Origin of the sequence: uncultured Porticoccus sp., from assembly GCF_963975625.1 — a bacterium.
In the GTDB taxonomy this organism is placed as follows: Bacteria; Pseudomonadota; Gammaproteobacteria; order Pseudomonadales; family Porticoccaceae; genus Porticoccus.
Map to the genome: position 1 here is coordinate 1 of NZ_CAXBHS010000003.1, position 25793 is coordinate 25793.

17 protein-coding genes and 1 tRNA gene are annotated in these 25793 nt (G+C 53.7%); 9 read left to right on the forward strand and 9 right to left on the reverse strand.

Going from position 1 to position 25793, the window contains the following annotated elements; genetic code table 11:
• Positions 1-16: 16 nt before the first annotated feature.
• Complete coding sequence (locus AACZ64_RS03915) at positions 17-4018, reverse strand: diguanylate cyclase (protein ID WP_293615710.1); 4002 nt, start codon at positions 4016-4018, stop codon at positions 17-19.
• A gap of 314 nt (positions 4019-4332) precedes the next feature.
• On the opposite strand from AACZ64_RS03915, the gene AACZ64_RS03920 reads away from it, so the two are divergent.
• Together AACZ64_RS03920 and AACZ64_RS03925 are read left to right on the forward strand one after the other, a co-directional pair.
• Complete coding sequence (locus AACZ64_RS03920; RefSeq protein WP_293615709.1) at positions 4333-5004, forward strand: biliverdin-producing heme oxygenase; 672 nt, start codon at positions 4333-4335, stop codon at positions 5002-5004.
• Between the two features lie 17 nt (positions 5005-5021).
• The gene (locus AACZ64_RS03925) at positions 5022-7121 is read left to right on the forward strand and encodes a sensor domain-containing diguanylate cyclase (protein WP_293615708.1); all 2100 of its coding nucleotides are present in this window, start codon (positions 5022-5024) and stop codon (positions 7119-7121) included.
• A 36-nt stretch (positions 7122-7157) separates the two neighbouring features.
• On the opposite strand, the gene AACZ64_RS03930 is transcribed toward AACZ64_RS03925, so the two are convergent.
• From AACZ64_RS03930 to AACZ64_RS03950, 5 genes are all read right to left on the reverse strand, one after another.
• Positions 7158-11120 carry a PAS domain S-box protein gene (locus AACZ64_RS03930; protein ID WP_293615707.1) on the reverse strand — a complete coding sequence of 1321 codons (3963 nt, stop codon included), beginning with the start codon at positions 11118-11120 and terminating at the stop codon, positions 7158-7160.
• Positions 11120-12325: an EAL domain-containing response regulator gene (locus tag AACZ64_RS03935; protein WP_293615706.1), complete on the reverse strand. Its 1206-nt coding sequence runs from the start codon at positions 12323-12325 to the stop codon at positions 11120-11122. The genes AACZ64_RS03930 and AACZ64_RS03935 overlap by 1 nt, the downstream gene beginning before the upstream one ends.
• A gap of 201 nt (positions 12326-12526) precedes the next feature.
• Positions 12527-14590, reverse strand: a complete 2064-nt coding sequence (locus AACZ64_RS03940) for a response regulator (protein ID WP_339639715.1) — start codon at positions 14588-14590, stop codon at positions 12527-12529.
• Positions 14590-14988 (reverse strand): response regulator, encoded by a 399-nt coding sequence (locus tag AACZ64_RS03945; RefSeq protein WP_293614784.1) that lies wholly within the window; start codon positions 14986-14988, stop codon positions 14590-14592. Before AACZ64_RS03945 ends, AACZ64_RS03940 begins: the two co-directional genes overlap by 1 nt.
• Positions 14985-16130, reverse strand: coding sequence for an ATP-binding protein (locus AACZ64_RS03950; RefSeq protein ID WP_293614785.1), 1146 nt, complete (start codon positions 16128-16130; stop codon positions 14985-14987). Before AACZ64_RS03950 ends, AACZ64_RS03945 begins: the two co-directional genes overlap by 4 nt.
• A 450-nt stretch (positions 16131-16580) precedes the next feature.
• Between AACZ64_RS03950 and AACZ64_RS03955 the strand changes: the two genes are divergently transcribed.
• From AACZ64_RS03955 to queF, 3 genes are read left to right on the forward strand one after another with little or no spacing between them, the layout of a single operon-like run.
• On the forward strand, positions 16581-17522 hold the full coding sequence (locus AACZ64_RS03955) for an ABC transporter ATP-binding protein (protein WP_293614786.1): 942 nt from the start codon (positions 16581-16583) through the stop codon (positions 17520-17522).
• Positions 17519-18292 (forward strand): ABC transporter permease, encoded by a 774-nt coding sequence (locus AACZ64_RS03960; protein ID WP_036860768.1) that lies wholly within the window; start codon positions 17519-17521, stop codon positions 18290-18292. The genes AACZ64_RS03955 and AACZ64_RS03960 overlap by 4 nt, the downstream gene beginning before the upstream one ends.
• A gap of 8 nt (positions 18293-18300) precedes the next feature.
• Positions 18301-19122, forward strand: a complete 822-nt coding sequence (queF, locus tag AACZ64_RS03965) for an NADPH-dependent 7-cyano-7-deazaguanine reductase QueF (RefSeq protein ID WP_235189863.1) — start codon at positions 18301-18303, stop codon at positions 19120-19122.
• Between the two features lie 16 nt (positions 19123-19138).
• Here the strand turns inward: queF and AACZ64_RS03970 are convergent, their stop codons facing one another.
• Positions 19139-20515, reverse strand: coding sequence for an adenylate/guanylate cyclase domain-containing protein (locus AACZ64_RS03970; protein WP_272981052.1), 1377 nt, complete (start codon positions 20513-20515; stop codon positions 19139-19141).
• A gap of 108 nt (positions 20516-20623) precedes the next feature.
• Here AACZ64_RS03970 and AACZ64_RS03975 point away from each other — a divergent pair, with 108 nt between their 5' ends.
• The 3 genes from AACZ64_RS03975 (at position 20624) to AACZ64_RS03985 (ending at position 23204) form a co-directional block, all read left to right on the forward strand.
• Positions 20624-21181 (forward strand): nitroreductase, encoded by a 558-nt coding sequence (locus tag AACZ64_RS03975; RefSeq protein ID WP_272981051.1) that lies wholly within the window; start codon positions 20624-20626, stop codon positions 21179-21181.
• Positions 21182-21429: 248 nt separating this feature from the next.
• Positions 21430-21520: transfer RNA gene (locus tag AACZ64_RS03980), tRNA-Ser, on the forward strand.
• A 337-nt stretch (positions 21521-21857) separates the two neighbouring features.
• On the forward strand, positions 21858-23204 hold the full coding sequence (locus AACZ64_RS03985) for a YihY/virulence factor BrkB family protein (protein WP_036860762.1): 1347 nt from the start codon (positions 21858-21860) through the stop codon (positions 23202-23204).
• A 65-nt stretch (positions 23205-23269) separates the two neighbouring features.
• Here AACZ64_RS03985 and AACZ64_RS03990 read toward each other — a convergent pair whose 3' ends face one another.
• Together AACZ64_RS03990 and AACZ64_RS03995 are read right to left on the reverse strand one after the other, a co-directional pair.
• Positions 23270-23905: a glutathione S-transferase N-terminal domain-containing protein gene (locus tag AACZ64_RS03990; protein WP_036860760.1), complete on the reverse strand. Its 636-nt coding sequence runs from the start codon at positions 23903-23905 to the stop codon at positions 23270-23272.
• A gap of 205 nt (positions 23906-24110) precedes the next feature.
• Entirely contained in the window at positions 24111-24824 is a 714-nt protein-coding gene (locus AACZ64_RS03995; protein WP_272981135.1) for a 16S rRNA (uracil(1498)-N(3))-methyltransferase, read from the reverse strand.
• Positions 24825-25027: 203 nt separating this feature from the next.
• On the opposite strand from AACZ64_RS03995, the gene AACZ64_RS04000 reads away from it, so the two are divergent.
• Entirely contained in the window at positions 25028-25726 is a 699-nt protein-coding gene (locus AACZ64_RS04000) for a lysozyme-like domain containing protein (protein ID WP_200877080.1), read from the forward strand.
• Positions 25727-25793 lie beyond the last annotated feature (67 nt).

The following is a 25793-nucleotide window of genomic DNA, read 5'->3' on the forward strand; positions in this document are numbered from 1 at the left end:
CAAACCGTCAGAAACTCTACTTTTGAATTGTCCACTTGACGGGGAAGCTTACGCTGGAGTAGCCGGTACCAAAGTCGTCAATCGCCACGAATATTCCCATTTCCTGGAGCTCCTTGATTTTTTCAAGGGAGTTCTTGACGTTGATGATCAAGAGGCTTTCAGTAACTTCCAATTCCAGGTTTTTTGCTGGCAGGCCGGTTTCAGCCAGAATGGTACGCACGCGCTCAACAAAATCCTCCTGGCGGAACTGGAGGGCCGAGACGTTGACGGATACCGGTACATCCAGAATGTCTCGTACACGCCAGTCCTGGGTTTGGCGGCAAGCCTCTCTCATTATCCATTTGCCGAGCGATATAATGATGCCGCTATCCTCGGCGAGGGGAATAAATTGGTCGGGAGTGACCAGCCCGAAATCCGGGTGTTGCCAGCGCACCAGCGCTTCTATGCCAACGAGGTGTTTATTGCGAAGGTCGATTTGTGGCTGATAGACCAGAAAGACCTCGCCTTTATCTGTGGCAGAGCGCAAGGCGTTCAGTATTGTCAGGTGTTCCCCGACATCGGCTCCCATCTCCCCCGCATAAAAATGGTATCGATCCTGCCCGCTCTGTTTGGCTGTCATCATGGCAATATCGGCGATGCGCATAAGACCCTGTACATCGCGGCCGTGCTCCGGATATAAAGCGATGCCGATACTGGCAGTGACCACGAGAGAGTGCTGCTCGATAGTAATGGGCTGCGTCACCTCGTAAATAATCTTGTTTGCCACCAATGACACATCTTCCTTTGAGCGCACGTTGCTCAGCACCGTAACAAATTCATCGCCCCCTACACGGCTGATAGTATCGGAATCTCTCAGCACGCCAGCGATGCGGGCGGCGACAGTCTTCAGAACCTGATCGCCGATTTCGTGGCCCAGTGTGTCATTTATGAGCTTGAAGCGGTCAAGATCGATAAAGAGCAGTGCAAGGATATTGTCATGGCGTGCCGCTTGAGCAATTGTCAGGGATGCGCGTTCCTGCAGAATCGACCGATTGGGCAGGTCAGTGAGGATGTCGTGAGTTGCCATATGCTCAACGTGACTTTCGTGTTTCTTCCGCTCGGTAATATCCTGATAGATGGCAATATGATGGTAGTTATCAGACGTGGGGTCGGCTACCCGTGTCACGGACATCCAGGCGGGGAAGACCTCGCCGTCCTTGCGTCGATCCCAGATTTCGCCCTCCCAGTGCCCCGTGTGTTGAAGCCTGTACCAAAAATCTTTATAAAATTTAAATGTCTGGTATCCGGAACTGAGAATTCGGGGATTCTGCCCCAGGAGTTCATCAGACTCATAGCCGGTGATTGTGGAAACCGATGGGTTAACCATGGTGATATGGTTATTTTTGTCGGTGATGAAGATACCTTCTCTGCTGGATTCGATGATTTTTACGTTCAAAAGCAGCTGGGCTTCGATCTCGCGACGTTTTTGTTCCAGCTCCAGCATGTCAAGGCTGTAGGCAAGGTCGGCGGTAAGCTCCGTCAGTAAATCCACCAGTTCTTTCCTGAAGTAATTTTTTTGATCGGCGAAAAACATCAGAACGCCCCAGGTATCGTTCCGTTTCACAATGGGGCACAACAGCGCAGATTTCAGGCCATGTTTTTGGGCAGAGGAGGCCCACTGGGCAGACTGTTTGTGATTGGCAATGTCCTCTATGACTACGGGGCGCTCCTCGCTTATTGCCACTGCACAAGGTTCTTCGCTGTGCTCGATATCTTCTAGTTCGTTGTATTCAAAAAAGGCTTCATTTACTAATTGGGATGCCTGGCCGTGAGAAGCACTGGAAGATACCAGGACGCCTTTCTCCAGTTTGCGTGTGCAGACCAGCTTCAATTCAGCGTTATGGGTGACGGCAATTTTGCAGACCTCGTTGATCAGGTCATCGGGGTCCCGTGCGCGAATAATAGCACCATTCATGGCGCTCAAAGCGGCGTAGTAGCGATTGATTGCCTGTAGATTTTCTTCGGCCATCCGACGAGAGGTAATATTTTCATGAAACGCCACAATTCGTGTGCTGTAGCTATGCTGAAACCGGGTAAAGTGCACCGAAAACCAGCGTTTTTCCGTGGGAGAGTGGCAGGGGTATTCGTGTTGGAAATGCTGAAGTGAGCCGGCCATTAACATTTTCAGACCTTTCATAACGATTGCGGCATCTCCATCCTCGTTCCAGGTTGCAGCGTGCTGACAGACCTCGAAGTAGTTTGCGCCTTTGTCGGTATCGCGTAGGTTGGCTCCCTCGCGGATGCTGAAATCGCGCCATCTTTTGTTGGTGGCAATAATAGTACCGCTTTCGTCCAGTACGGAGATATGGCCCACCAGCGAATCGATGATGGAGAGGGAGAAGCGTTCCGATTCCCGCAGTTTTTCCTGAAAGTACTCCCGTTCCGTGATGTCATAGGCAACCACCAGACGCGCATCTTTATTCTGAAATTTTAGGGGGCGGGACGATACTTCCACCGATATCTCGGAACCGTCTTTTTTCCGGTGATGGCGCGTATTTTTAGAGAGGTGCGTGTGGCTAACCCGCCTGCTCTGAATATCTGTCTCCGACATTGACAGGAATTCTTCGCGGGAATAACCGTAATAGTTTATTGCGGCTGTATTGACGGCGAGGAATGCCATTGTTTGATTGTCGGTTATCCACATCGAGTGCGGGTTTGCCTCAAACATATCCCGGTAAACCGTTTCCTGTTCCCGGAATCTGCTGCGGGCGTTGGACTCCCTGTCAAGAATGGCTGAGTGAAAAAGTTGTCTTTGCTGGCGCCACACCACTACCAAAACAGCAAAAGCGGCGAGCAGTACAAACAGAACCAATGTGCTGACCCAGGTTGCCAGTGTTTGTGCTGGTGCCATTGCTTCCTGATGGTCTATTTTTGCCGCTAGTAGCCACTTGGCGTTTGTTAACGGAAAGTAGACCGACAACACCTCCTTGCCCTGATGGTCTTCCGACTTGAGTGAACCGCGTGTGGACGATGGGGCTGCAATTGAGTTTGCCAACGCATCCCCCAGTCTTATTACTATCCCGTCGGGGTTTTTGTCAGGCATTTCTGAGATATAGACGCTGACGGCGTTATTCTTGTCCGCACGAACCAGGAATATTTCCAGCGTTTCAAAAAGATACGGCAGGTCGTCGACCGGTTTTAACATATCTTCTACGGGGAGTGTGTTGGCAACAACAAATACGCGAGGTGCTTCACCATTCCAGAGGATCGGTTGAATAAAACTCTGTCGTAGTTGCCGATTATCTTCGTCGAGATAAAGTATTTGACTGGATGCCTGTTTCTCTACCGGATTTTTCAAAACCTGCTCGCGTATTTCTCTTGTAATGAGATTGGTCGATTTCAGGTTTACTAATGGCTGCAGATTTTGGTCAACCAGGCCGATATTCTCGTAACCGAAGGTTGTGGCCATGACTTTGAAGCGTTGCTTGATAGCGGTTTTGGCCCTGGGCGTATTGCCCTCTTTCAGAGCGCGAATATCGGCAATAAACTCCGGGTTGACAGATACTTGAGCCAGATTATGTAGACGGTCGGTATCTCTTTGTTTAATGCTGTTGAGTTGCAGTTTGGCAACGGCTCCCAGGTCAAAAAAGGCCGCTTTTTCCAGTGGTGGTAGAGAGAGACGCAGGATACCAAATCCTACCGCGGGCACCACGAGTATCAGGGCGCCGATGATAAACAGGGTCCCCCGCCCGGTTGTGGGAGTGAAACTGTGAGTGGTGGTTGAGAAAATCTCCAATACCTGACTTCTTAGAAGGAAATACAGGGAAATGGTCGTTACAATGACAAACCCCAGCCCTTTTATTAGCTCGAGCTGGTTGAGTCTTTCCGGATCGCTTGTGATATAGGCGAGAAGGTAACCGGAAAGCAGTATCCATAATGACGCTGCAATCCCGTACAGGAAACTAATGCTGCCGGCGCTTAATAGTTTGGTTACAGGTTCTTTTGACGTGTTCTCTTCTTGTTCTTTTGTACTATCCACGTGCCCTTCTTAACTAGCTACCTTAGCTGTTAGCTTCGGCGCTTTTATCTAGAATACTGTGTAAGGCTAGCATGATTTTTTTGTTTCATCATGCGAATGAGAGTCAGGCTTAAACTAAAGCTGAGGCCGCGAGTTCGAACCTGTTTTCCTCATCCGTAATTAGAGTAGGGCAAGTGGTGTACATCACTGCCCCCTGTTTTTGCTGTCTTGTTGTCGAAGACTTTTCTTGGCTTCGGCCCCCTACCAAACTTGTCTGAATAGCCTATCATGACCACTTCCTCGGCTGTTTTTAGTCTGACGATAGAGGAAAATCAATGAGCAATTTGCGCCAAGCAACCCAACTGACTCCGGCTACATTGCTTGCCAGATTGCGTGAGGGCACCCGCACCGAGCACGCGATTCTGGAGCGACATCCGTTGTTGCAGCCCCTGATCAGTGATCCTCTGGAATTTCAGGATTACCTGAAGGTCTTGGCGGCTTTGCTCGCCTTCTACCAACAGCTTGAGCCTCTGCTGGAAGAGACGTTGCCGGTCGAGTGTCAGGAGTCAGGTTATCGCTACCTGTCCAGGTCGGTATTGCTGAGGGCCGATTTAGAGCAATTGACGGGCGATCGGCACTCTCTGGACACCGACCGGGTGCCATTGCTTCCTCTGCCGGATTTATCGTCATCAGATCGTGTCATAGGTGTGCTCTATGTGCTCTATGTGCTGGAAGGTGCAACCCAGGGTGGCAGGGTGATTGCTCCCCGGGTGGCCCGTTTGTTGGCTGGGATCGAATTGCCAATGGAAAAACCGGCACTCAATGGGTCTGATGGTGTCCAATACTTTCAGTTGTTTCGGCACAATGAGTGGGCGAAGTTGCAGCGGGTTATCGCGCAAGTATCCCGGCGCCCCCACGCTGCCGGGGAGACTGTAGCAGCCGCCATTGAAACGTTTCGTTGTCTTGGCGGTTATCTGGATTATTACCTGAATAGAGAGTGCCATTAACGACGTGAGGTAAGCATTTGAGCGCGCGTAATTCTCCACAACTGGATTCTCTCCAATTGGATCAGGCCCTGGCGCGCTGTGCCAGTGAGCCTGTGCATATCCCCGGGGCTATCCAGCCGGCGGGCTGCCTGTTATGTGTCGATGAACAAAATCATCGCATTGTTCAGGTCAGCGCCAATATCGAGTCCGTGCTGGGGTTGCCTGTTGATGCGGTTTTGGGTGCTTTCCTGTTTGACGTGCTGGAGCAGCAATCCCCGCGACTGGAAAGTGGGCCCTCTTTCCAGGGAATCATTGATGAACTGAATACACTTTCGGAGGACAGGCCTCTGGTGGTTCACGAAATCCGCTGGTCAGTGGACGGCGTTATGAAAGCCTTCCAGCTCAGCGCCTGGCGGCACAAACACGCTATGGTGCTTGAACTCGAACCGGTGCCGCGTCTCAGGCAGCGGCGTATTCTGGCAAAAATCAATCAATGGCTGGCACGTCTTGCCGAGGCAGAAACCCAGCAGGAGCTGCTTGATACCCTGGTGGGCGGGATTCGCCAGTTAATCGGCCACGACCGGGTTATGGTGTACCAGTTTGATCGCGACTGGCATGGCACCGTGATTGCGGAAGACTGTTCAGAAAAGACAGCCAGTTTTCTCGGTCACCACTTTCCGGCCAGTGATGTCCCGGAACAGGTTCGCAAACTCTACAGTGTCAATCCGGTGCGCAGTATCCCGGATGCAACAGCCGAGTCGGTCCCATTGCTGCATTGTGATCCCTCGTCCGGGCAGCTGCCCCTGGACCTGTCACCGGGTATGCTGCGCGCGGTTTCGCCGGTTCACCTGGCGTATCTGGTCAATATGGGCGTGGGCGCTTCACTGTCGTTAGCGATATACAGCAAAGACGGGTTATGGGGACTGGTTGCCTGCCATGCCCGTCAGCCCACCCCTTTATCGCCCGCATTGCGTGATGCCGCGTTGACTCTGGTGCGTATGGCAACCCAACGCCTGTTCCTGCTACAGGAGAGGAAAGATACGCGCTATGCCAGTCAGGTGCTGGAGAATCGCTTGCTACTTGTGGATCATCCCGGGGAGATAGTTAAGCCGAACCAGCTTATCGATGAGTACGGTAGGCAATGGATGCGCTTGTTTGGTGCCAGTGGTGTGGCACTGATGTATCAGAAAAAGTTCAGTTATGCGGGGCATGTGCCAGCACTTCCCGTGTTGTCCCTTGTCGTTGATCGTCTCACCGCCGAACATCACGGCAATGCGCCCTGGAGCAGTGATTGCCTGAATCGGACGATTATGGAGGACGTTGGTGATCTCGCCGGCAACGCCGGCTTGTTAGCATTGCCGCTGACAGCGGTGTCCCCGCCGGGCTGGCTGCTGTTTTTTCGCGAAGAGCAGCAGCAGGTGCGCTACTGGGCCGGCTCACCAGAGGCAAAAACGGTGATTGTCGATGGCCGGGCGGTTATCAGCCCCCGCAAGTCTTTTACTCGCTGGGCAGAGCAGGTGGCCGGACACAGCTTGCCCTGGCGGGCGATCGAGATAAGGCTGGCGCGGGAGTTGTCGGAAAATATCTCAATCACGATGTTTATCCATCAGATTGACCAGCTCAATGAGCGTTTGCACAAAACCAATCAATATCTGGCCTCGCTGGCAACCACAGATTCCCTGACAGATACATGGAACCGCTATCGGATTGAACAGGAGCTGGAAAAAGAGGTTGCTATTGCCCGTCGCTATGCCCGGCCCTGTGTGGTGCTGTTATTTGATATCGACAATTTCAAACGTTTCAATGATGTGCATGGGCACGAAGCGGGTGATCGGGTGCTCAAAATCATTGCTCAGGAGGCATCTGCCTGCCTGCGCGATTCCGATAATCTGGGGCGCTGGGGTGGTGAAGAATTTATTGTGCTGGCGGCCAACAGCACACTGGACGATGGTGTCCAGTTGGCGGAGCGGTTGCGTGCCCATGTCGAAGCGCTCGATTTTGGTGAGCTCGGCGGCGTCACCATCAGCGTGGGTGTCGCCGAGTGGCGCAAGGGGGACACCCGAAAGGCGCTGGTGGCACGTGCTGATGAAGCCATGTACCGGGCCAAGAACAGCGGTCGCAACTGTGTTAAAGACTGAGTGTTAGGAACTGAGCTGGCGCATGGGACAGCGAGTTCAGGTTGGATCCAGTATCTCGCGCAATTTGATCGCCAGTTGCTCGCGATGATAGGGCTTGCTGATCAACTGCACGCCGCGATCCAGACGGCCATTGTGAATAATGGCATTTTCACTGTAGCCGGAGGTGAACAATACTTTCAGGTTGGGGAGGATGTTCAGTGCCTGTTCGCTCAGTTGTCGACCATTAATCCCGCCCGGCATCACTACATCGGTAAATAACAGGTCAATGTCCTGATGCTTTGCCAGGACATCCAGCGCCTCTGCGCCGGAACGAGCAGCGGTGACACGATAACCGAGGCTTTCAAGAAGGGTAGTGACATAGGTTCTCACCTGATTGTCATCCTCCACCGCCAGAATATGCTCTGAGCCGCCGACGGGCTCAACAGCTCGGGGAGTCTCATAGACAACATCGTCTGTTGTCTTGGCTCGCGGAAAAAAAAGTTTGATCGTGGTGCCCTCATCCACCTCGGAGTAAATTTTGGCATGTCCACCGGATTGTTTGACAAAGCCGTAGACCATGCTGAGACCGAGCCCGCTGCCCTTTCCCATGGCCTTGGTGGTAAAAAACGGATCGAAAGCCTGGCTGACCAAATCGGCAGGCATACCGGTGCCGCTGTCGGATACCGATACCTGTACATAGTCTCCAGTGGTTACTTCCATCTGATCCTGTGCATAGGCCTCATCCAGCAGGGTGTTGGCTGTTTCAATAATCAGCCTGCCACCCTCTGGCATGGCATCACGCGCATTGATGGCTAGATTGAGCAGTGCCACCTCCAGCTGGCCGGGATCAATTTCGGCGGGCCAGAGTCCCTTGGTTTCTGCAAACGTCAATTCAATATCTTCGTTGAGGGCTCTCTTTAATAACCCAAGGGTGTTGGCCACCAGTTTGTTGATGTTTACCCGCCTGGGTTGCAATGCCTGACGACGGGCAAAGGCCAACAGACGGTTGGTGAGCTCCGCTCCCCGCTCCGCCGCTGTGACAGACATTTCTGCCAACCGCTGCAGTTCGGGTTGCTCGCCGAGCTGCTCCTGCATGAATTCGGCGTTGCCCAATATTACCGTGAGCAGATTGTTGAAGTCGTGGGCAATGCCACCGGTGAGGTGGCCGACCGCTTCCAGCTTTTGTGACTGGCGCAGTCGTTCATCCATTTCCCGCAGTTCGGTGACATCCACCATGCTGCCGACCATGCGTATGGCTCTGCCTGTTGAGTCCCGTGTGATAAAGCCCCGATCCACCACGGACTGCGCCTTGCCATTGGCATGGATAAACCGGTATTCACCCTGCCAGGTGAGTCCACCGCTGTTAAAAACGGCATAGAGTTCTGTGAGCAGGGCATTGCGATCATCCGGATGAATATGTTCAACCCAGAACTCCAGGCCATGATTGATTTGTGCGGGGTCGTGACCGAACATGGTTTTCAGGTTTTCGTTCCACCACAGGCTGTCCTCAACCAGATCCCAGTCCCAGATCACATCGTTGGTAGCTCTGGAGACCAGTTGGAATCGTTCGTCACTCTGCCTGACAGCCTGCTCAGCCATTTTCCGGTCAGTAATATCCCGCTCTACTGCAATCCAGTGGGTAAACCTGCCGGTTTCGTCCGCCAGTGGCACAATATCCACCTCCAGCCAGAATTCATCGCCACTTTTGGTGTAGTTGATCAGCTCAGATCGCACCGGTTGCCAGTGGGTGAGTGCCTCCCGGATACGATCCAGTTCCGCCCGCTGGGTTTTTGGTCCCTGCAGGAAACGCGGTGTTTTGCCGATGACCTCCTCCCGGCTATACCCGGTGTGCCGCTCGAAGGCATCGTTGACATAGATAATCCTCGGGCCCTCGGGTTCCTCCAGGGGCTCTGCCTCTGTGATCAGCAGAATGTCATTCTGTCGGGCGATGGCGGATTCCAGCAGTCGCAGGTGTTGCTCCCTTGCCCGTTCCTGGGTGACATCCTGAAAATAGATGGCGAGTCCGTCGATCGAAGGATAGGCTTTTACCCGCAGCCAGAGATTCAGTTCGCTGTAATGTTGGGTAAACGTACGTGTCGTCTGTGTGGCAAGGGCAGCCTCATACTCAATGCGGAAAGCGGAGTTCGCAGCAGCCGGAAAGCATTGCCGGATATTGTTGCCGATAAGCGCATCCCGGCGTTTGTTGAGGACTCGGCAAAATTCGTCGTTGACGAAGGTGAAATTAAAGTCCCTGTCGAGGGTGAAGAAGCCATCGCTCATACTTTCCAGCGTCTGTTCCAGTCTTTGCGATAGTGTCTTTGATTGCTCCCGGGCATTGATGTGATCGGTGATATCCTGAAAGGCACCGCGCACGGCACAGATGTGGCCGTCCGCGTCATATTCCGCTTCGCCGGTGCTGCGCACCCAGATCAGCCTGCCCGTAGCCGTATGCTTGGGCATCACCTCGCTAAATGACTCACCTCGCTCTGCGCAGGCATCAAAGATGCGTCGAAAGCGGTTGCGGTATTCCGGCAGGTAAAAATTGATGGCTTGCTGCAGTGTGGGTTGAAAGTCCGGCCCGACATCGTGAATATCGGCGGTCTCTTTTGACCACATTATGGTTTTTGTCTGAAGATCAAAACGCCAGCCGCCCAGGCGGGCAGCCTGTCCTGCAATCCGTTGCAGGCTGGTGGCCTCGGCCAGACGGTTGTCGGCCAGAACCTGATCGGTAATATTCTGCACCACTCCGGTGAGCACTCGTCCGTCGGCAGTATTGGCCAGCTCACCCATGCCCTGAACATACATAATGCTGCCGTCCGGTTTGGGGATCCTGTGGCGAAATTGCAACGGTGTATCGGGTTTTTCCAGAAAACTGTTCAGCTCGTCTACCAAACCCTGTCGGTCATCCGGGTGCATCAATTGCAGGTAGGCATCGAAGCAGTGGCCAAAGTCCTCGGGAGCAATATCGTACATGTCGTAGATATCGTCAGACCAGCTGAGCACATCGCTGTCGAGATTGAGTTTCCATATCCCCAGCTTCAGTAACCGTTTGGCCGTACGCAGGCTGGCCTCCTGTTCCTGCAGGCGACTGTTGGCCATTTTCAATTCGCGGGATCGCAGCAGGATGTCCAGCTCCAACCGAGCCTCGTCGTGCTCCTCCATGTCAGTGGCTCGCTGGGATGCCAGGCGACCCTCAGCTGAGTAGACAAACTCGGTAACATCCTCGGTTCTGAGGATAATGAATATAATTTGACCATCGGCCCCTTTAAGGGGGGTGTGCACGCAACTCCAGAAGTGTTCGGCGAAGCCGCCGCCCTGGTCTTCCGGACGAGGGATAGGGTAGCGCTGAACCGGCAGAATATCCGACATGCCGGTCTCTTTGACCTGTTCCAGCGAAGCCCGGAGATTCCGGACCCCGTCTGCCCTGCTGTCGTCGGGGTCATCGGGGAAAACATCGAACATTCGACGGCCCTTGATGTCCTGCCGCCGGGTACCGGTGGCCTTGAGATAGGCATCACTGGCGGCGACAATCCTGAATTCGTCGGGGGTCATGACCAGAAATTGCCCGGGCGCCGCTTCGAACAGGGATTGAAACAGGTTGGCCGAGGTCTCGGCTTCCTGCCGCAAATCCTGCTCCCGCTTCAGATGGTCGGCTTTATCTGCTTGCAGCGCCAGTAACTGGGTGACATCCCGGGCGGAGACCAGTTCGGCTTTTGTGCCGTCATGGTCCAGGGTGTGCGCGGTGATGGCCACTGAAATAATTTCCCCGCACTTGAGGCGGTGGCGCCAGATACCTGCGTCATTAAACCCTGCAGCCGGGTTTGCGAGGTTTTCGTGTAATTTGGCAACATCTTCCGTCGGTCGAATATCCTCAATGGTCATGGCGAGGAATTCGTCGCGGGAATAGCCGTATTTGGCGATGGCGGCATGGTTTACGTCAAGGAAGCGCAGGGTTTCCCTGTCATAGATCCACATCGGATCGGGGTGACATTCGAAGAGAATGTCTTCCGGGATATGCATCAACAGCCTCCGTCAATTACCGGCGGGTTTGCCAGCCACGAGAGGGTGTCGTCCGGTGACATCGGGCGTGCAATAAAATACCCCTGAGCTGAGTCGCAACCCATCTCGGCGAGAAAGGACAGTGTCCACTGATCTTCCACGCCTTCGGCGGTCACCAGCAGCCCCAAGGCTCTAGCCAGACCGACGATCGCCGCCGCAATTTTCTGGGATTCTTCGGACTGTGATGCCGAGATCACAAACATTTTGTCAATTTTCATTTCCGAGAACGGCAATCGGGCCAGCTGAATCAGGGATGAGTAGCCCACCCCGAAATCATCGATCGATAAGCTGAAACCCTTGATGCGGAACTGGGTCAGAAACTCCAGCATCATGATCGGATTTTCCATGCTACTGCTTTCGGTAATTTCAAGAATAATCTGTTCAGGGTTCAGTCCCAGCACCTGACACTGGGTCATCAGCCACTCGGATAGGCCGGCGTCAGCTATCACCCTGGCGGACATGTTCAGGGCGATGGTGGTATTGGTGCCACGAAACGATTCGGCAAACCAGCGAAGAGCTTGGCCAAATACCTGTTGGGTCAGCTCGCCGATCAGACCGGTTTCTTCCGCCAGTGGAATAAAGCGATCGGGCATGATGATGCCGATATCGGGGTGGTGCCACCGGGCCAACGCCTCAAAGCCTATACATTTTTCTGTGGCGCAGGAGACTTTGGGCTGGTAATAGACGCCTATTTGCTGCTCAGCCAGGCCCGCGGTGAGGGTCTGCCGGGTAACCTGGAATTCCTGTGGCCGGTTTTCGGGAGCCTTGAGGTGAGGCTGGTGGGTCTTGTCGCTGAGCAGCTCGCGGAGTCGATTGGGGGTAAAGGGTTTGCCCAGCACCCCCGAGACATTGAGACCATTCTCTGCGGCGGCTCGACCCGCAGCCTCCAGTACTCTGTTACCCAGACCGCTGGCAACGATCACGACGCCATCAAAGGCGATATCGGCCAGACGTTTCAGTATCTCGACACCATCCACTTCCGGCATCGCGAGATCAACTATCAGGTGTGAAGGGGCCCAATCTGCAACCAGGTGAAGAAACTCATCGGCACTGGTGGTGGCGCGGGCATCGTGACCGGCACCTTTGGCAATGGTGCAGATGGTAAAGCTGACGTCGGCATCATCATCGAGTACCAAGAGCCGTTTATCGGGGGGTCCTAATGTCATTACCAGACCTTAATTATTATTTGTAGGTTTGTCTGGCGGAGAGACCTGTCTGGCCAGAAAGATAATCCGTGATCAAATCCACCATAATTCCAGCATGCGGTATTGTGAGGGTTGTTTCAAGCGTGTTGGAAAGACGCGCTGATTAACGGTTATGGACTGTGGACAACCGGTGACCGGGGGGTTAGACAATGGTGATTTGTCTCATGTGTTGCCTTGTCGTGTCAGCACCCGTCGCAGGCATTGGGCAAGTTCAGCGCGGTGGTAAGGTTTTCTGATGAGGTTGGTGTTGTCTTGCAGCCCGTCGCCTTCATCGTCGTGGCCGGCAAATCCGGTGGTGAACAGTATTTTCAGGTAGGGACATTGCTCACTGGCCAGTTGGGCCAGTTGTCTGCCGCCCATACCGGGCATGCGCAAATCGGTGAACAGCAGGTCAACCGCATTGCCTTCGCGCAACAGATTGAGTGCCTGTTGGCCACCGGTTGCCGTGATCACCTGATAGCCCAGGGATTCCAGTTGGTGTTTAACAACATTTTGTACCAGGTGGTCGTCCTCCACCAACAGGATCCGTTCGTTGCCGCCGATCTTTTCAGATGGTTTCTCGTCAACCGGCAGCGGTGTCGGTGGCTGGTCGGAGACAGGGAGATACAGCAGGAAGGTGCTGCCATCACCCGGTTTTGAGTGGACACTGATCTGTCCGCCAGACTGGTTGATGAACCCGTGTACCATTGCCAAACCCAGCCCCGTACCGGCACCCTGTTCTGCAGAGGTGAAGAAAGGCTCAAACAACCGATCCACAAGCTCAGGGGCTATGCCGGTGCCCGTATCGGTTATCGATAACGCGACATATTGGCCACGACTCAAATCCAGCTCGGTTGAGTCGCTCGTCTGTGTAGCACGTGTTGAGATGGTCAGGTTGCCGCCCAGTGGCATGGCATTGCGTCCGTTGACACACAGGTTCAGCAGCGCGTGTTCCAGTTCTGAAGGGTCCACGTAGACTGCCGGCAGCCGGGAATCGAGTTCCAGGGTGATTACAATATTGCTGCCCAGTGTTCGCTGCAGCAGCGGCTTGATGCCGAGTACCAGTTGATTCAGGTTTACGGCCCTCGGGGTGAGGCTCTGTTGCCGGGCAAATGCCAGCAGGCGGTGGGTCAGATCCGCTCCGCGTTCAGCCGCTTCTGTGATCATTCTTGCCAGCTTTTGATTGTCGGGGTGGTCGTGCAGCGAGTCTTCCAGAATTTGCGCGTTACCCATGACCACCGTGAGCAGGTTATTGAAATCATGGGCGACCCCGCCGGTCAACATACCCAGAGCCTCCAGCCGTTGTGCCCGGTGAAGTTGTTTTTCCATTGTGATTCGGTTTGTGATATCGGTCATGCCACCGACCATCCGGATGACGGTGCCGTGGTCATCGCGAATCAGATGGCCGCGATCCTCCACCTGCGCCCAATGACCATCTGCACATCTGAAACGATAGCTGGCGGACCAATGATTGTTGTCATTTTTGGAAATGGCCAGTCGGCGTCCGGCCAGCACCTCCTCCCGATCATCGGGGTGAATCAACTCTGCCCAGGCGGCGTCGTCGGGTTGCGAGTCGGCGCGACGGTGGCCAAAGAGCTGTGTGAAACCGTCATTCCACCAGCGATTGTCACTGAGCATATCCCAGTCCCAGGCGGCGTCACTGGTGGCCTGGGCCAATAGCCGGAATCGCTCCACGCTGACCCGAAGCGCCGCTTCCGTGGCTTCCCGGCGGGCAATGTCCTTCTGTAAGGCCCGGTTGGCGATTTCCAATTGACGGGATTTTTCTTCCAGTTTGCGAACCAGTGTCTGGTTATAGGTCTTCAGAATTGTGTTTTCATCGAGGCTGATAGGACTGGTCGCAATAGGTTTGGCGATATGGGGTTGATCCTGTATCTGCCACAGGACTTTGAGAAAAGCCTCAGGCTCGGCAGACTTGAGAATAAAGGCATCAGCACCCAGATCCAGGGCCAGCTCACGGTCACTTTCCTCGGTGTAAGTGGCGGTGTAGATGATGAATGGGATACGCGAGAGGCGGGAGTCGGACTTCCATTGCTGGAGCAGCGTATAACCGTCCATGATGGGCATCAACAGATCAGAGACAATCATGTCGGGAGGGGTATTGCGTGCCTTATCCAGTGCTTCGTTGCCCTGGCTGGCGGTATCGACCTGATAACCGTGGCTGATGAGCAGCGTCTCCAGGTAATAGAGGTTTTCCTCCCGGTCATCAACGATGAGGATCCGCGACATCAGCTGCTTTCCATATCCGGAGACTGCCAGCAGACACTTTCCACCTCATCAACAAAAGTATCGGGGTCGATGGGCTTTTCGATATAACCGCTACAGCCCGCTGCCAGTGCGTTCTCTCGATCACCTGCCATGGCGTGGGAGGTCACTGCGATAATGGGGATATTGCCCACTGACTCGACCTCGCGCAGGGTTGCCGCCACGTCATACCCATGCATGGTCGGTAATTGTATATCCAGCAGAATCAGGTCGGGCAACAGCGCCTTGGCCAGTGCAATGCCTGCCGGTCCGTCGGTGGCCGATCTGACGCGGTGGCCGCGGTGTTCCAGTAAAAAAGTCAGCAGGTAGCGGTTGAGCTCATTGTCTTCAATGACCAGAATATCGAGGCGGGGTTCTTTCATGATAGCTCCAGTGGCAATATCACGGTAAATTCACTGCCCTGTGACCATTGACTGTCCACCTTGATCGTGCCGCCGAGTAGCTTGGTCAAACGGCTGCAGATAGCCAATCCCAATCCGGTGCCGTCATGTTGGCGGGTGAGGCCACTGTCGACCTGGTTGAAGGGTTTGAATAACAGCTCTATATCTTCCGGTCGGATACCAATGCCGGTATCGGTAACCCGGAATCGAACAGCGGGTACCGGCTGCTCGCCGCGAGGTGATGCCCCGTTATTTGCATCACCGGCTGCAGTGGTAGGAATCCATGCCGGTTCCAACTCCACATGCAACGCGACACTGCCCTGGTCCGTGAACTTAATGGCGTTGTTCAGCAGGTTCAGCAAAATTTGTTCAACCCGTCGACGATCACTGCACATGGTGGATAAATCTGCTGTGATATCCCTGTGAAGTGACAGACCTTTCTTCTCTGCCAGTGGCCGGACACTTTCGATTACCTGATCGATTGCGTCGGTCAGATCAAAATGCTCCCGTCGGACCTGCAACTGTCCGGCTTCGATTTTGGAGATATCCAGTACGTCGTTGATCAGATCCAGCAAATGGCGGGCACTGCTGCGGACCATGCCCAGTTGTTTTGTCTGTTCCCGGGTAATGGGCCCCGCCATTCCCTGCAGGATAATGCCGGTAAAACCGATGATTGAGTTGAGTGGGGTCCGCAACTCGTGGGACATGGTGGCCAGAAATGATGACTTCAATTGATCGGCAGTTTCAGCGCGATTAGCGACCGATTGCAGTTCATTGGTGCGAGCCCTGACCCTTTTTTCCAGGCTCTGATTCAATGCCTTGAGGTCGGCATAGGCTTTCTCCAGAGCACCGAAAGCCCACCAGATCAGTAGCAGTAATAACAACGAGGTAACCAGGACAAATCCGATTCCCTTGTACACGCTCCATCGGCTGAATGTTTCGGTATCGGCTGCCAATGCCATCAGTGCGTGGTCAGAGGCATAGATCCACAAACTGGCCACAATGGCATAGACGACGGTGATTAGCAGTGCGCGGCAACGCAGTGACCATTTTCTTCCCGGATCGCAGGAAGGTGGGAGCACGGTATTTTGACCCTGTTCGTCGTCGGGTCTGTTGGTGCTCATGGGACAATCCCGGAAATTGGATGGGTTCCGATTCTCGGTATTTCCCGTTTCGATAGTGCAGTCAAGTCGGGCAACATGGCCGTCCTTCCTGTCAGTGTGGCAGTTCCTTATCTCAAGTCTGCAATACCACTTTAATGCATGGACAGTTATTGCGGGCTGTTTTTATAAGTATGACCACTGCAGAATAGGCCCAGAGTGGTTGGTGGGTCAATCCTTGCCCTGACGATAGTGGGTTTGCTCGTCGCTGTGTTCGAGTTGCAGTATCGCCGACCCCTTATGTCGGTCCAATGCGCCGGGTTTTTTGGTGTTAACCGACAAACGTCGGGCAAAGTCATTTAGACTATACCCCCGCTGAGCCGGCCATGTTCTTTGGTTGACGCCCGGGCACTTTTATTCTGTAACCGTTTTTATTTTTGTAACTGCTTTTATTTTTGTAACTATTGGGACGCTATGACCGCTGCATTATCGATCCGCAATTTGCACAAACAGTATGACAATGGCTTTGAGGCACTCAAGGGCATCGACCTGGACGTTCAACCCGGCGATTTTTTTGCGCTGCTCGGGCCTAATGGTGCCGGCAAGTCCACGACCATCGGCATCATCTGTTCTCTGGTGAGAAAAACGGCCGGTGAGATAGCTATTTTCGGGACGGATATCGACAAGAACTTCTCCCTGGCCAAGCAATATATCGGCGTGGTTCCACAGGAGTTCAACTTCAACCAGTTTGAAAAGGTCATTGATATTGTCAAAACCCAGGCGGGCTATTTCGGGTTACCACCAAAACTTGCCGGGGAGCGCACCGAGAAATATCTGAGGCAGCTGGGCCTCTGGGAAAAGCGCAACCAGAGTTCGCGGATGCTCTCCGGTGGCATGAAGCGACGACTGATGATTGCCAGGGCGCTGGTTCACGAACCGCGGCTGTTGGTGCTGGACGAGCCCACGGCTGGTGTGGATATCGAGTTGAGGCGCTCCATGTGGCAGTTCCTCAGAGCGATTAATGCCAGTGGTACCACCATTATTCTGACTACACACTATCTGGAAGAAGCGGAGAGTCTCTGCCGCAACGTGGCGATCATCGATCAGGGAAAAATTGTCCACAATACCTCCATCAAGCAGTTGTTGCGGCAGCTCAACAAAGAGGTGTTTGTGCTGGATACCCGCGAGGCGTTGACCGATATGCCGACTATTGAGGGTTATCCGGGGCAGCTGATCGATGAACACAGTTTCGAGGTTGAAGTGGTGAAGGGGAAATCGCTGAACAAGTTGTTTGCCAGTCTCAGCGAGCGGGACATTCATGTGACCAGCATGCGGAACAAGGCCAACCGGCTGGAAGAGCTGTTTGTCTCTCTGGTGGAACCGCACAGGAATGAAACGGCGGAGGCCCAATTATGAATGCCGGTCAGCAATGGGTGGCGTTTACCACCATCCTGGTGAAGGAAGTTCGCCGTTTTATGCGCATCTGGCAGCAGACCCTGCTGCCGCCTGCTATTACGATTGCCCTGTATTTTGTAATTTTCGGCAAATTGATAGGCCCGCGCATCGGTGAGATGTCCGGCTTCACCTATATCGAGTTTGTGGTGCCGGGACTGATCATGATGTCGGTGATCACCAATGCCTATGGCAATGTGGTGTCTTCTTTTTTTGGCACCAAGTTCCAGCGCAGTATTGAAGAATTACTGGTGTCGCCGGTTCCCAACTACATTATTCTGCTGGGTTATGTCATCGGTGGTGTGGCCCGCGGTCTGGCTGTGGGGGTGATTGTGACGCTGCTGTCCCTGTTTTTTACCGATCTGCAGGTCAGTCATCTGGGTGTAACGGTCGCCATTGTGTTTTTAACCGCAGTCCTGTTCGCGCTGGCGGGGTTTATCAACGCGGTTTTTGCCAACAGCTTTGATGATATTTCCATTATTCCGACCTTTGTGTTGACGCCGCTCACCTACCTGGGCGGTGTGTTTTACTCCATCAGCATGTTGCCGCCTTTCTGGCAGGCGGTGTCGCTGGCCAATCCGGTGCTCTATATGGTCAACACCTTCCGGTACGGTCTGTTGGGCGTCTCGGATATTAATGTGGCATGGGCCTTTGTCATGGTGACGGGTTTCTGCGCCCTGCTGTTTTTCTTCTCGCTGTTCCTGCTGGAGCGGGGCAAACGATTGCGCAGTTGAGGTGAGCCGTGACTGAGAAAAAATTATTGCTGGGGGCCGACACTGACTATCCCGCCAGCTACAGTCCGCAGTTATTGCACTCGATTCCCCGGAAAGAGGGTAGGCAGACACTGGGTATTCTGGGCGCCGAGCCTTTTTTTGGCGTGGATCTCTGGACCGCCTATGAGGTCTCCTGGCTGGATATGCGGGGCAAACCCGTGGTGGCGGTGGCAGAGCTATCGATACCGGGCAGCACGGTCAATCTGGTTGAATCAAAATCCCTGAAACTCTATCTCAACTCGCTGAATCAGGAACGCTATCGCTCCGTGGAAGAGGTGACCCGGATCATTGAGCGCGACGTCAGTGCCTGTGTGGTGGGGCCGATACTGGTGGGGATCCACCCCGGCGACAGTTATCGTCACATGGGACTCGGCTCGCTGCCCGGTATTTGCCTGGATGACCTGCCGGTGGAGGTGGATACCTATGCCCCCGATCCTTCGCTGCTCGGTCTGGCAGATGGGCACACAATCGTCAGCGAGTCGCTCTACAGCCATTTGTTGAAAACCAATTGCCCGGTCACCGGGCAGCCCGATTGGGCCAGTATTCTGATTCGTTACAGTGGTCCTGCAATCGACCGCGAAGGGTTGTTGCGCTATCTGGTTTCTTTTCGCAATCATCAGGATTTTCACGAGCAGTGTGTGGAACGCATCTTTACCGAAATCAGGGAGTTGTGTCAGCCGGATACACTGGAGGTCTACGCCCGCTACACCCGTCGCGGTGGGCTGGAGATCAATCCCTATCGCAGCAGCGTGCAATCCGATCCGCCCAGGCTGCGCCTGTCGAGGCAGTAAGGATGGGTGCCAGGTATCAGTGGTTTTTCTTGTTTTTCAGTTGGGCGGCGGCTTCGATCAGGGACTTCATGATTCGATCCCGGTCGTAGTGGCGGATTCTGTCCATATCCATATAGAAAGAAAAGCCGTCTGTCATGTGCTCGAAGTAGCTCTGGTCACTTCCCATATTTTTGCGGAAGTCCACCACAGAATAAATTCGTACCGGCTGTTGATAGCCCTTGACCTGAATATCGCCCTTGTCGCGGCACATGATCTGGTCTTTCACCAGTGAGTAGGTCTCGTGTGAAATCAGGATCTCGCCGGGTTCTGCGGCGGACTCCAGTCGGCTGGCCAGATTCACCTCGGTGCCGAGCAGGGTGTAGTCCAGCCGGTTCTCCGTGCCAAAGTTGCCCACGGCGCAGTAGCCGGTATTCAGGCCCATACGTATTTCCATGGGTGTTTCTATGCCCTGACTGGCCCAGCGACGTTGCAATTCCTTCATGTGTTTTTTCATGGCAATGGCCATTGATACTGCGGCCGTACAGTCGGCCTTCACGCCATTACTGGTGGGGTCGCCAAAGAAAACCATAATGGCGTCGCCGATAAACTTGTCGATAGTGCCGCCGTGCTGCAGGGCAATTTGTGACATTTCGGACAGGTAGTTGTTCAGCAGGCTGGTCAGCACATCGCCTTCAAGTTCTTCGGCCAGTTCGCTGAAACCCTTGATGTCTGAAAAAAATACGGTCAGTTTTTTTCGGTGGGTTTCCAGCTTGACATCTTTGCCCGACTGGATGGCCTTCAGCAGGGTTGGGGAGAGGTATTTTGACAGGCGGTAATTCCTCAGTTTCAGTTGAACCTGTGTTTTTTCCAGCTCTTTCTGTTTCTCTCCCAAGGTTGCGATTTCTCTGGAACTACTGGCGCCGTAAATACAGATATATATCCCCAGCGCCAACAGTGGTGGCAGACTGGTCAGGATGTCTACCGAAAGTGTCCACTGGGGAAATTTCAGGAGTGCGGTTATTGCAATGCCGAGCAACAGCGCCAGGTTATCATTGCGTAATTTCCTGAAACCGCCACCAATGATTCCGTTGAACTGCAGCGTAATAATCAGCAGCAGAGCGGGCAAAAGGCTCAGGTCGATCAGGCAGATCAGGCCACCGAGCAGCAGCGCATCAATAAAGGATAAAACCGTCCCGACGCCGGACCGTGATGAGGGAGAGACGCGCTGCAATACAAAATGGGAAGACAGAATATAGCCAATGGTCACCAGCAGAGGCAACGTGACAATCAGCTCATGCTCCAGTCCACGATGGAACGTGAGTAGCGATAAAATACCGGCAAAACCTACCAGAAGGCGGAACAGGCTCTGGTAATGTAAAATGCGGTTTGTCTCTTTAAGACTGTTTGGCGTCATCCTGTAAGATAATGTTCCCGGTACAGTGAGTCAGTGCGCGTCATTACACGATGTCTGATCGAAAATGTCCATGACCCAGCAAAGTGGACGCAGCAGTAAGGAAAAAAAATGGATGCATTGCAGGCCCTTCACCAGCGCGTATCAGTACCCAGATTGTCCGAGCCCGCGCCGAAAGGTGACATTCTGGCCAATATTCAGCGAGCGGCGTTTCGTGCTGCCGATCATGCAAGAATGCGCCCCTGGCGTTTTCTTATCGTTGAGGGCGAGGGGCGCCAGGCGCTCGGGGAACTGTTTGTTCGTTCAGAAGAACAGCGGGGTGCCGAACTCAGTGACAAAGCGCGGCAGCGTATTGCCGAGCGCCCCCTGCGCGCGCCGATGGTCATGGTCGTGATAGCAAGCCCGAAAGAAAATCCCAAGGTCCCGGAAATTGAGCAGTGGCTATCCGCCGGTGCGGCTGCTCAAAATATGATTACTGCCGCTTATGCGCAGGGTGTCGGTGCGGTCTGGCGAACTGGCGACTACGCCTATGACCCCAGCGTTATGGCAGGGCTGGGGCTCAGCGATGCCGAACGTATCATCGGCTTCCTGTATCTGGGAACTGTCCAGATTGCGCCGCCCGAGGCCCCTGAAACAGCTATTGATGATTACTTCCAGAGCTGGCCCTGACAATTGCTTTTTCCGGGTTGCTTGTGTACAGTTCCGCTCCTCAAAATCCTGCGCCAACTGATCCACAGACGGGCAGATACCCTGAACTTTGGGCTGGTAAGCGGAAATTTTTCAAGCGCTTTACTGAGGTGTCCGAGTGGTTGATCCGGAGCTTCAGCGGAGAGGGCGCCCTTTAAGGTGACAACGAGCACTTAGGCGTGCGGTCTCGGAGTTAAGTTAGGCTTGTTAAAGCTTAGATGACAAAATTTGGTGAGGTGTCCGAGTGGTTGAAGGAGCACGCCTGGAAAGCGTGTATACGTTAATAGCGTATCGAGGGTTCGAATCCCTCTCTCACCGCCACAAATAAAAAACCCGGCCTTGTGCCGGGTTTTTTATTTGTCCGTGACGGGAGATCTGAATGAGACCCCCTGTTCGACAAAACGGCAACGCCGTTTTGGGCGCCGGTGCTCGCAACGGCGCGGAAAAACCCGGAACCGCGCAGCGGTGAGCCAATCTCTCCACGGGATTACTGCGGTCTTTACTTGGAATTTGGCCCTGTGATGGGTTTTTATTTACCCGCACTTTTTTAATTTCTACATGATGAGGAATAAATGTCTTTCCTGAATTTTGACTTGTCGCTCTCTGTTGTCCGTCATACCCTGTGTGCATTCATGCAATAGCGAACAGGCACTCAACAATGCAAAGCCCGCTAGGTTATTACGACCAGATAAAGAGTTTTTTGGAGAACCGGTTATGGCGTGCCGATATTGAATCGATGGCGCTACCCCAGCGCTATGGTTATAAATTTGTCAGGTTTCTTTTTGTTCTGATGCGCGAGTTTGCCAATGGGCAACTCAATTTGCGCGCCATGAGTCTTGTGTACACCACTCTGTTGTCGATGGTGCCACTATTAGCGGTCAGTTTTTCCGTGCTGAAGGCCTTTGGCGTGCATAACCAGATTGAACCATTGTTGTTGAATCTGGTGCAGCCCTTGGGGGAGAAGGGCAACGAAATCGTGGTGAACCTGCTCGGGTTCGTCGAGAACATGAAGGTGGGCGTGCTGGGCTCTGTGGGGTTGGCGTTACTGCTATATACCGTGGTTTCCCTGATCCAGAAGGTTGAAAGTTCGTTCAATTATGTCTGGCATGCCAAGTCCACCCGCCCATTTTCGCGTCGCTTCAGCGACTACCTGAGTGTCATTATGGTGGGGCCGGTGCTGATGTTTTCTGCCATCGGGATGACTGCTTCTCTGATGAATAGCGATGTTGTTCAGGCACTGGTCAGCATTGAACCATTTGGCAGTATCATGCTGGTGGTGACCAAGTTGATCCCCTTCCTGCTGATCATCATGGCCTTCACCTTTGTTTATATGTTTATGCCGAATACCCGGGTGAAGTTTACGGCGGCGCTGGTGGGTGCGGTGGTGGGCGGTGCCCTCTGGCAGAGCACGGGCCTGGTGTTTGCCGAATTCGCTTCATCCTCGACCAAGTACGCGGCCATTTATTCCGGCTTTGCCATTCTGGTGCTGTTCATGATCTGGCTTTACCTGAGCTGGTTTATTCTTCTGCTCGGTTCCCAGGTGGCCTATTACGTTCAGTATCCGGAGCAGATCAGGCTCAGTAATCAACGTGTACCACTGAGCGGAAGGCTGCGCGAGCAAACGGCGCTGCTGACCATATACTGGATAGCCCACCGTTTTGTTCGCCACAAAAAACCACTCTCGATCGAGGAGCTGTGCCAGTTACTGGCAATACCTGCCGAGCGTGTGACGGAGACTGTGCAGATGTTAATGGATCGGGAGTTGGTGGTTGAAACCAATGACGAGCCCAGCACCTATGTGCTGCAATCTGATCCGGCTAATATGACGGTGGCTGAATTTCTTCAGATTGTGCGCAGACCCAACGATGAGCAGTCGATGATGAACGATCAGATTCAATCAGTGGGGGGGGTCGACGAAGTCATGGCACAGTTGGAGTCATCGGTTGGTGAAAAACTGGCGGGGTTGACGTTGCGTAAACTGGTGGATGACGGGAAGCCGGATTAGCTGGCGTTCGGATTTAACTAAAAAAGGCCCCGAACGGGGCCTTTGTAATTGCCGGCAATAAATATTCAGGCACTGGCGCTTGGCCGTGCAGATACTTCATCGTACCAGCGCAGGCTGTTACGGTTGCCGTCGGGGATAGTGATATCTACCCATTTGGCAAAGTCCACTGCACAGACGGCGGTGATGTCGACCATTGTGAAACGGTCTCCCATGATAAATTTGTTACCGCCCTCCAGGTATTTTTCCAGCGAAATGAAAAAGCGCTTGAGGGTCTGAGTGCCGCGTTCCACCAGACCGGGTATGGCAGGTGATGGCACACCGGGCAGGCTGCGGTAGGCGAAACTGTCGTTTTCTAGCTTGTTGCGAAACACTTCGGAGGTGGCGATCATTCCCTCAAATTCCATTTTGCGCTGCATGCATGCAATCTGCGCACGCTCTACCGGCGTAGTTCCCAGTAGGGGTGGATCTGGATGCAATTCTTCAAGATAGCGACATATGGCCATGGCTTCATCGAAGCGGGTGCCATCGTCCAGTTCCAGGACAGGCAATAGACCGCGAGGGTTAATCGCAAGAAAAGAATCCTTCAGGTTTTCGCCACCGAGAATGTCGATTTCCACCTTGGGGATGTCCAGGCCTTTTTCGGCGATAAACATTCTGGCTCGTCTTGGGTTTGGCGCGACAGCACAGTCATACAGTTTCATCAGTTTTCTACCTCAGTTTTTATTAATTCTTATTGGTCGAATTTGTTATCTACACATTTTTGGGCGCAGATAGCGTTTTGGCCGCTGGGCCAAATTTATCTTGACCAACCGGTTTATATTCCACCGAAACCATAACGACAAAAACGGATTTTTTCAAACTGTGATGTTGCGGGTGCCAGACAATGGGTTGCTGTCAATAATTCAATCAGTGAAACAACCGACCCAGAATGGCCGGGATCGCCGTTTCCACCCGCAAAATACGGCTGCCCAGGGTGACGGGTTGAAATCCCGCTTCGCAGAGTTTGTCGATTTCGTAGTCGATAAATCCACCCTCTGGCCCGACCGCCAGTGTCACCGGGGATGAAAGCGGGCCTACCGGGCAAGGGGTGCCACTGCCTGGGTGGGCGACCAGAGCCAGACTGTCCGCCATGATGGCCGACAGTTCATCTTCCACAAAAGGCTTGAATCGGGGTCTGATCAGCACCTGGGGAAGCTGTGTATCACAGCCCTGTTCGAGGCCGAGTAACAGCTGTTCGCGAATGGCTTCTGGTGCCAGCCAGGGACTCTGCCAGTAGCTTTTCTCCACCCGCCAACTGTTGACCAGATACAGCTGTTTAACGCCCATGGTGGCGACCGTCTGCAGAATGCGTCGGAGCATTTTTGGTCGGGGCATGGCCAGTAAGAGTGTGACTGGCAGTGCCGGCGGCGGGGGTTGACTCAATACCACTGCCAGCTCTGCCGTCTGAGGGGTGAGCCTGAGCACCGTTGCCTCTCCGATCCGGCCATTTACCAGCCCGGCCCTGAGGCTGGTTCCTTCGCTGACCCTTTGCACTTCCAGCAGATGCTGCAGGCGCCGCCCGCCGAGCGTGACCTTTGAATCGGAGATGAAATCTGCGGGTTCCAGCAGCAATAAATTCATGGGGATATCCAGATGTTGTGAGCGAGATGTGGACCCGTTCAAAGCCCCGTGCCGGGGAATTATAGGCCGTTGAGTACTGCAAAGGACATGCTGTGTTGTGCATCCTGTGTGGAAAAAAGCGCGGCAACCCGTCTATTTCACTTTTGCTCCGGTTTGTGCTGAACTGAAACCTGTTTTGTCCAGACAATTTTCAGGTGAAGTCTTTGGCATTCCGGCGATCCATACGTAAAAAATGCTGGCGCTACTGCCGTCAAAAGTGTCGCCGGCATCCTGTGATCAGGCCAGCGGCGCTGTTGATTTTTTTTGTGTCGGTTTCGGGTTGCGCGCTGTTTGCTGCGGCGCCGCCCGCAAAGCAAAGTAATATCTGTGAGATTTTCAGACAGGAACCCGCTTGGTATGACCATGCCAGAGATGCTCAGGAAAAATGGGGCACGCCCATTGCTACCCAGATGGCCTTTATTCATCAGGAGTCTTCGTTTCGAAGCCACGCAAAGCCCCCACGGGATCGGTTGCTGGGGTTCATTCCGTGGTTTCGGTCTTCATCTGCCTACGGCTATGCCCAGGCGCAGGATCCGGTCTGGGGTGAATACGAGGAGGACGTTGGCGGTCTACTGACCCGCCGTACCCACATGAAATATGCCACAGACTTCATCGGTTGGTATAACCGCCGCAGTCACGAGCGATTGGGTATTTCCCTGTACAACCCGGAGCACCTGTACCTGGCTTATCATGAAGGACCGACCGGTTACCGTCGGGGTTACCATCGCAACAAGCCTCAGGTGTTGCGATCGGCCGTCAAAGTCAGTGGCCTCGCCAGTCGATATCAGACACAACTGGCGGGTTGTGAGTCGGAATTCCGCTGCAGACACTTCTGGCAGATATGGCCATTCTGTCGCGGTTGAGCGGTCGTGTGGTTTCGTAATACCTGGATTCTGCCAGCAGACCTGATGTCAGGAAATATTTGTCCCT

Excerpts from the sequence above, each read along its gene's own strand:
- AACZ64_RS03920 (WP_293615709.1), top strand. The coding sequence starts at position 4,333 with ATGAGCAATTTGCGCCAAGCAACCCAACTGACTCCGGCTACATTGCTT.
- AACZ64_RS03930 (WP_293615707.1), bottom strand. The coding sequence starts at position 11,120 with ATGCATATCCCGGAAGACATTCTCTTCGAATGTCACCCCGATCCGATG.
- AACZ64_RS03935 (WP_293615706.1), bottom strand. The coding sequence starts at position 12,325 with ATGACATTAGGACCCCCCGATAAACGGCTCTTGGTACTCGATGATGAT.
- AACZ64_RS03940 (WP_339639715.1), bottom strand. The coding sequence starts at position 14,590 with ATGTCGCGGATCCTCATCGTTGATGACCGGGAGGAAAACCTCTATTAC.
- AACZ64_RS03945 (WP_293614784.1), bottom strand. The coding sequence starts at position 14,988 with ATGAAAGAACCCCGCCTCGATATTCTGGTCATTGAAGACAATGAGCTC.
- AACZ64_RS03950 (WP_293614785.1), bottom strand. The coding sequence starts at position 16,130 with ATGAGCACCAACAGACCCGACGACGAACAGGGTCAAAATACCGTGCTC.
- AACZ64_RS03955 (WP_293614786.1), top strand. The coding sequence starts at position 16,581 with ATGACCGCTGCATTATCGATCCGCAATTTGCACAAACAGTATGACAAT.
- AACZ64_RS03960 (WP_036860768.1), top strand. The coding sequence starts at position 17,519 with ATGAATGCCGGTCAGCAATGGGTGGCGTTTACCACCATCCTGGTGAAG.
- AACZ64_RS03970 (WP_272981052.1), bottom strand. The coding sequence starts at position 20,515 with ATGACGCCAAACAGTCTTAAAGAGACAAACCGCATTTTACATTACCAG.
- AACZ64_RS03975 (WP_272981051.1), top strand. The coding sequence starts at position 20,624 with ATGGATGCATTGCAGGCCCTTCACCAGCGCGTATCAGTACCCAGATTG.
- AACZ64_RS03985 (WP_036860762.1), top strand. The coding sequence starts at position 21,858 with ATGCAAAGCCCGCTAGGTTATTACGACCAGATAAAGAGTTTTTTGGAG.
- AACZ64_RS03990 (WP_036860760.1), bottom strand. The coding sequence starts at position 23,905 with ATGAAACTGTATGACTGTGCTGTCGCGCCAAACCCAAGACGAGCCAGA.
- AACZ64_RS03995 (WP_272981135.1), bottom strand. The coding sequence starts at position 24,824 with ATGAATTTATTGCTGCTGGAACCCGCAGATTTCATCTCCGATTCAAAG.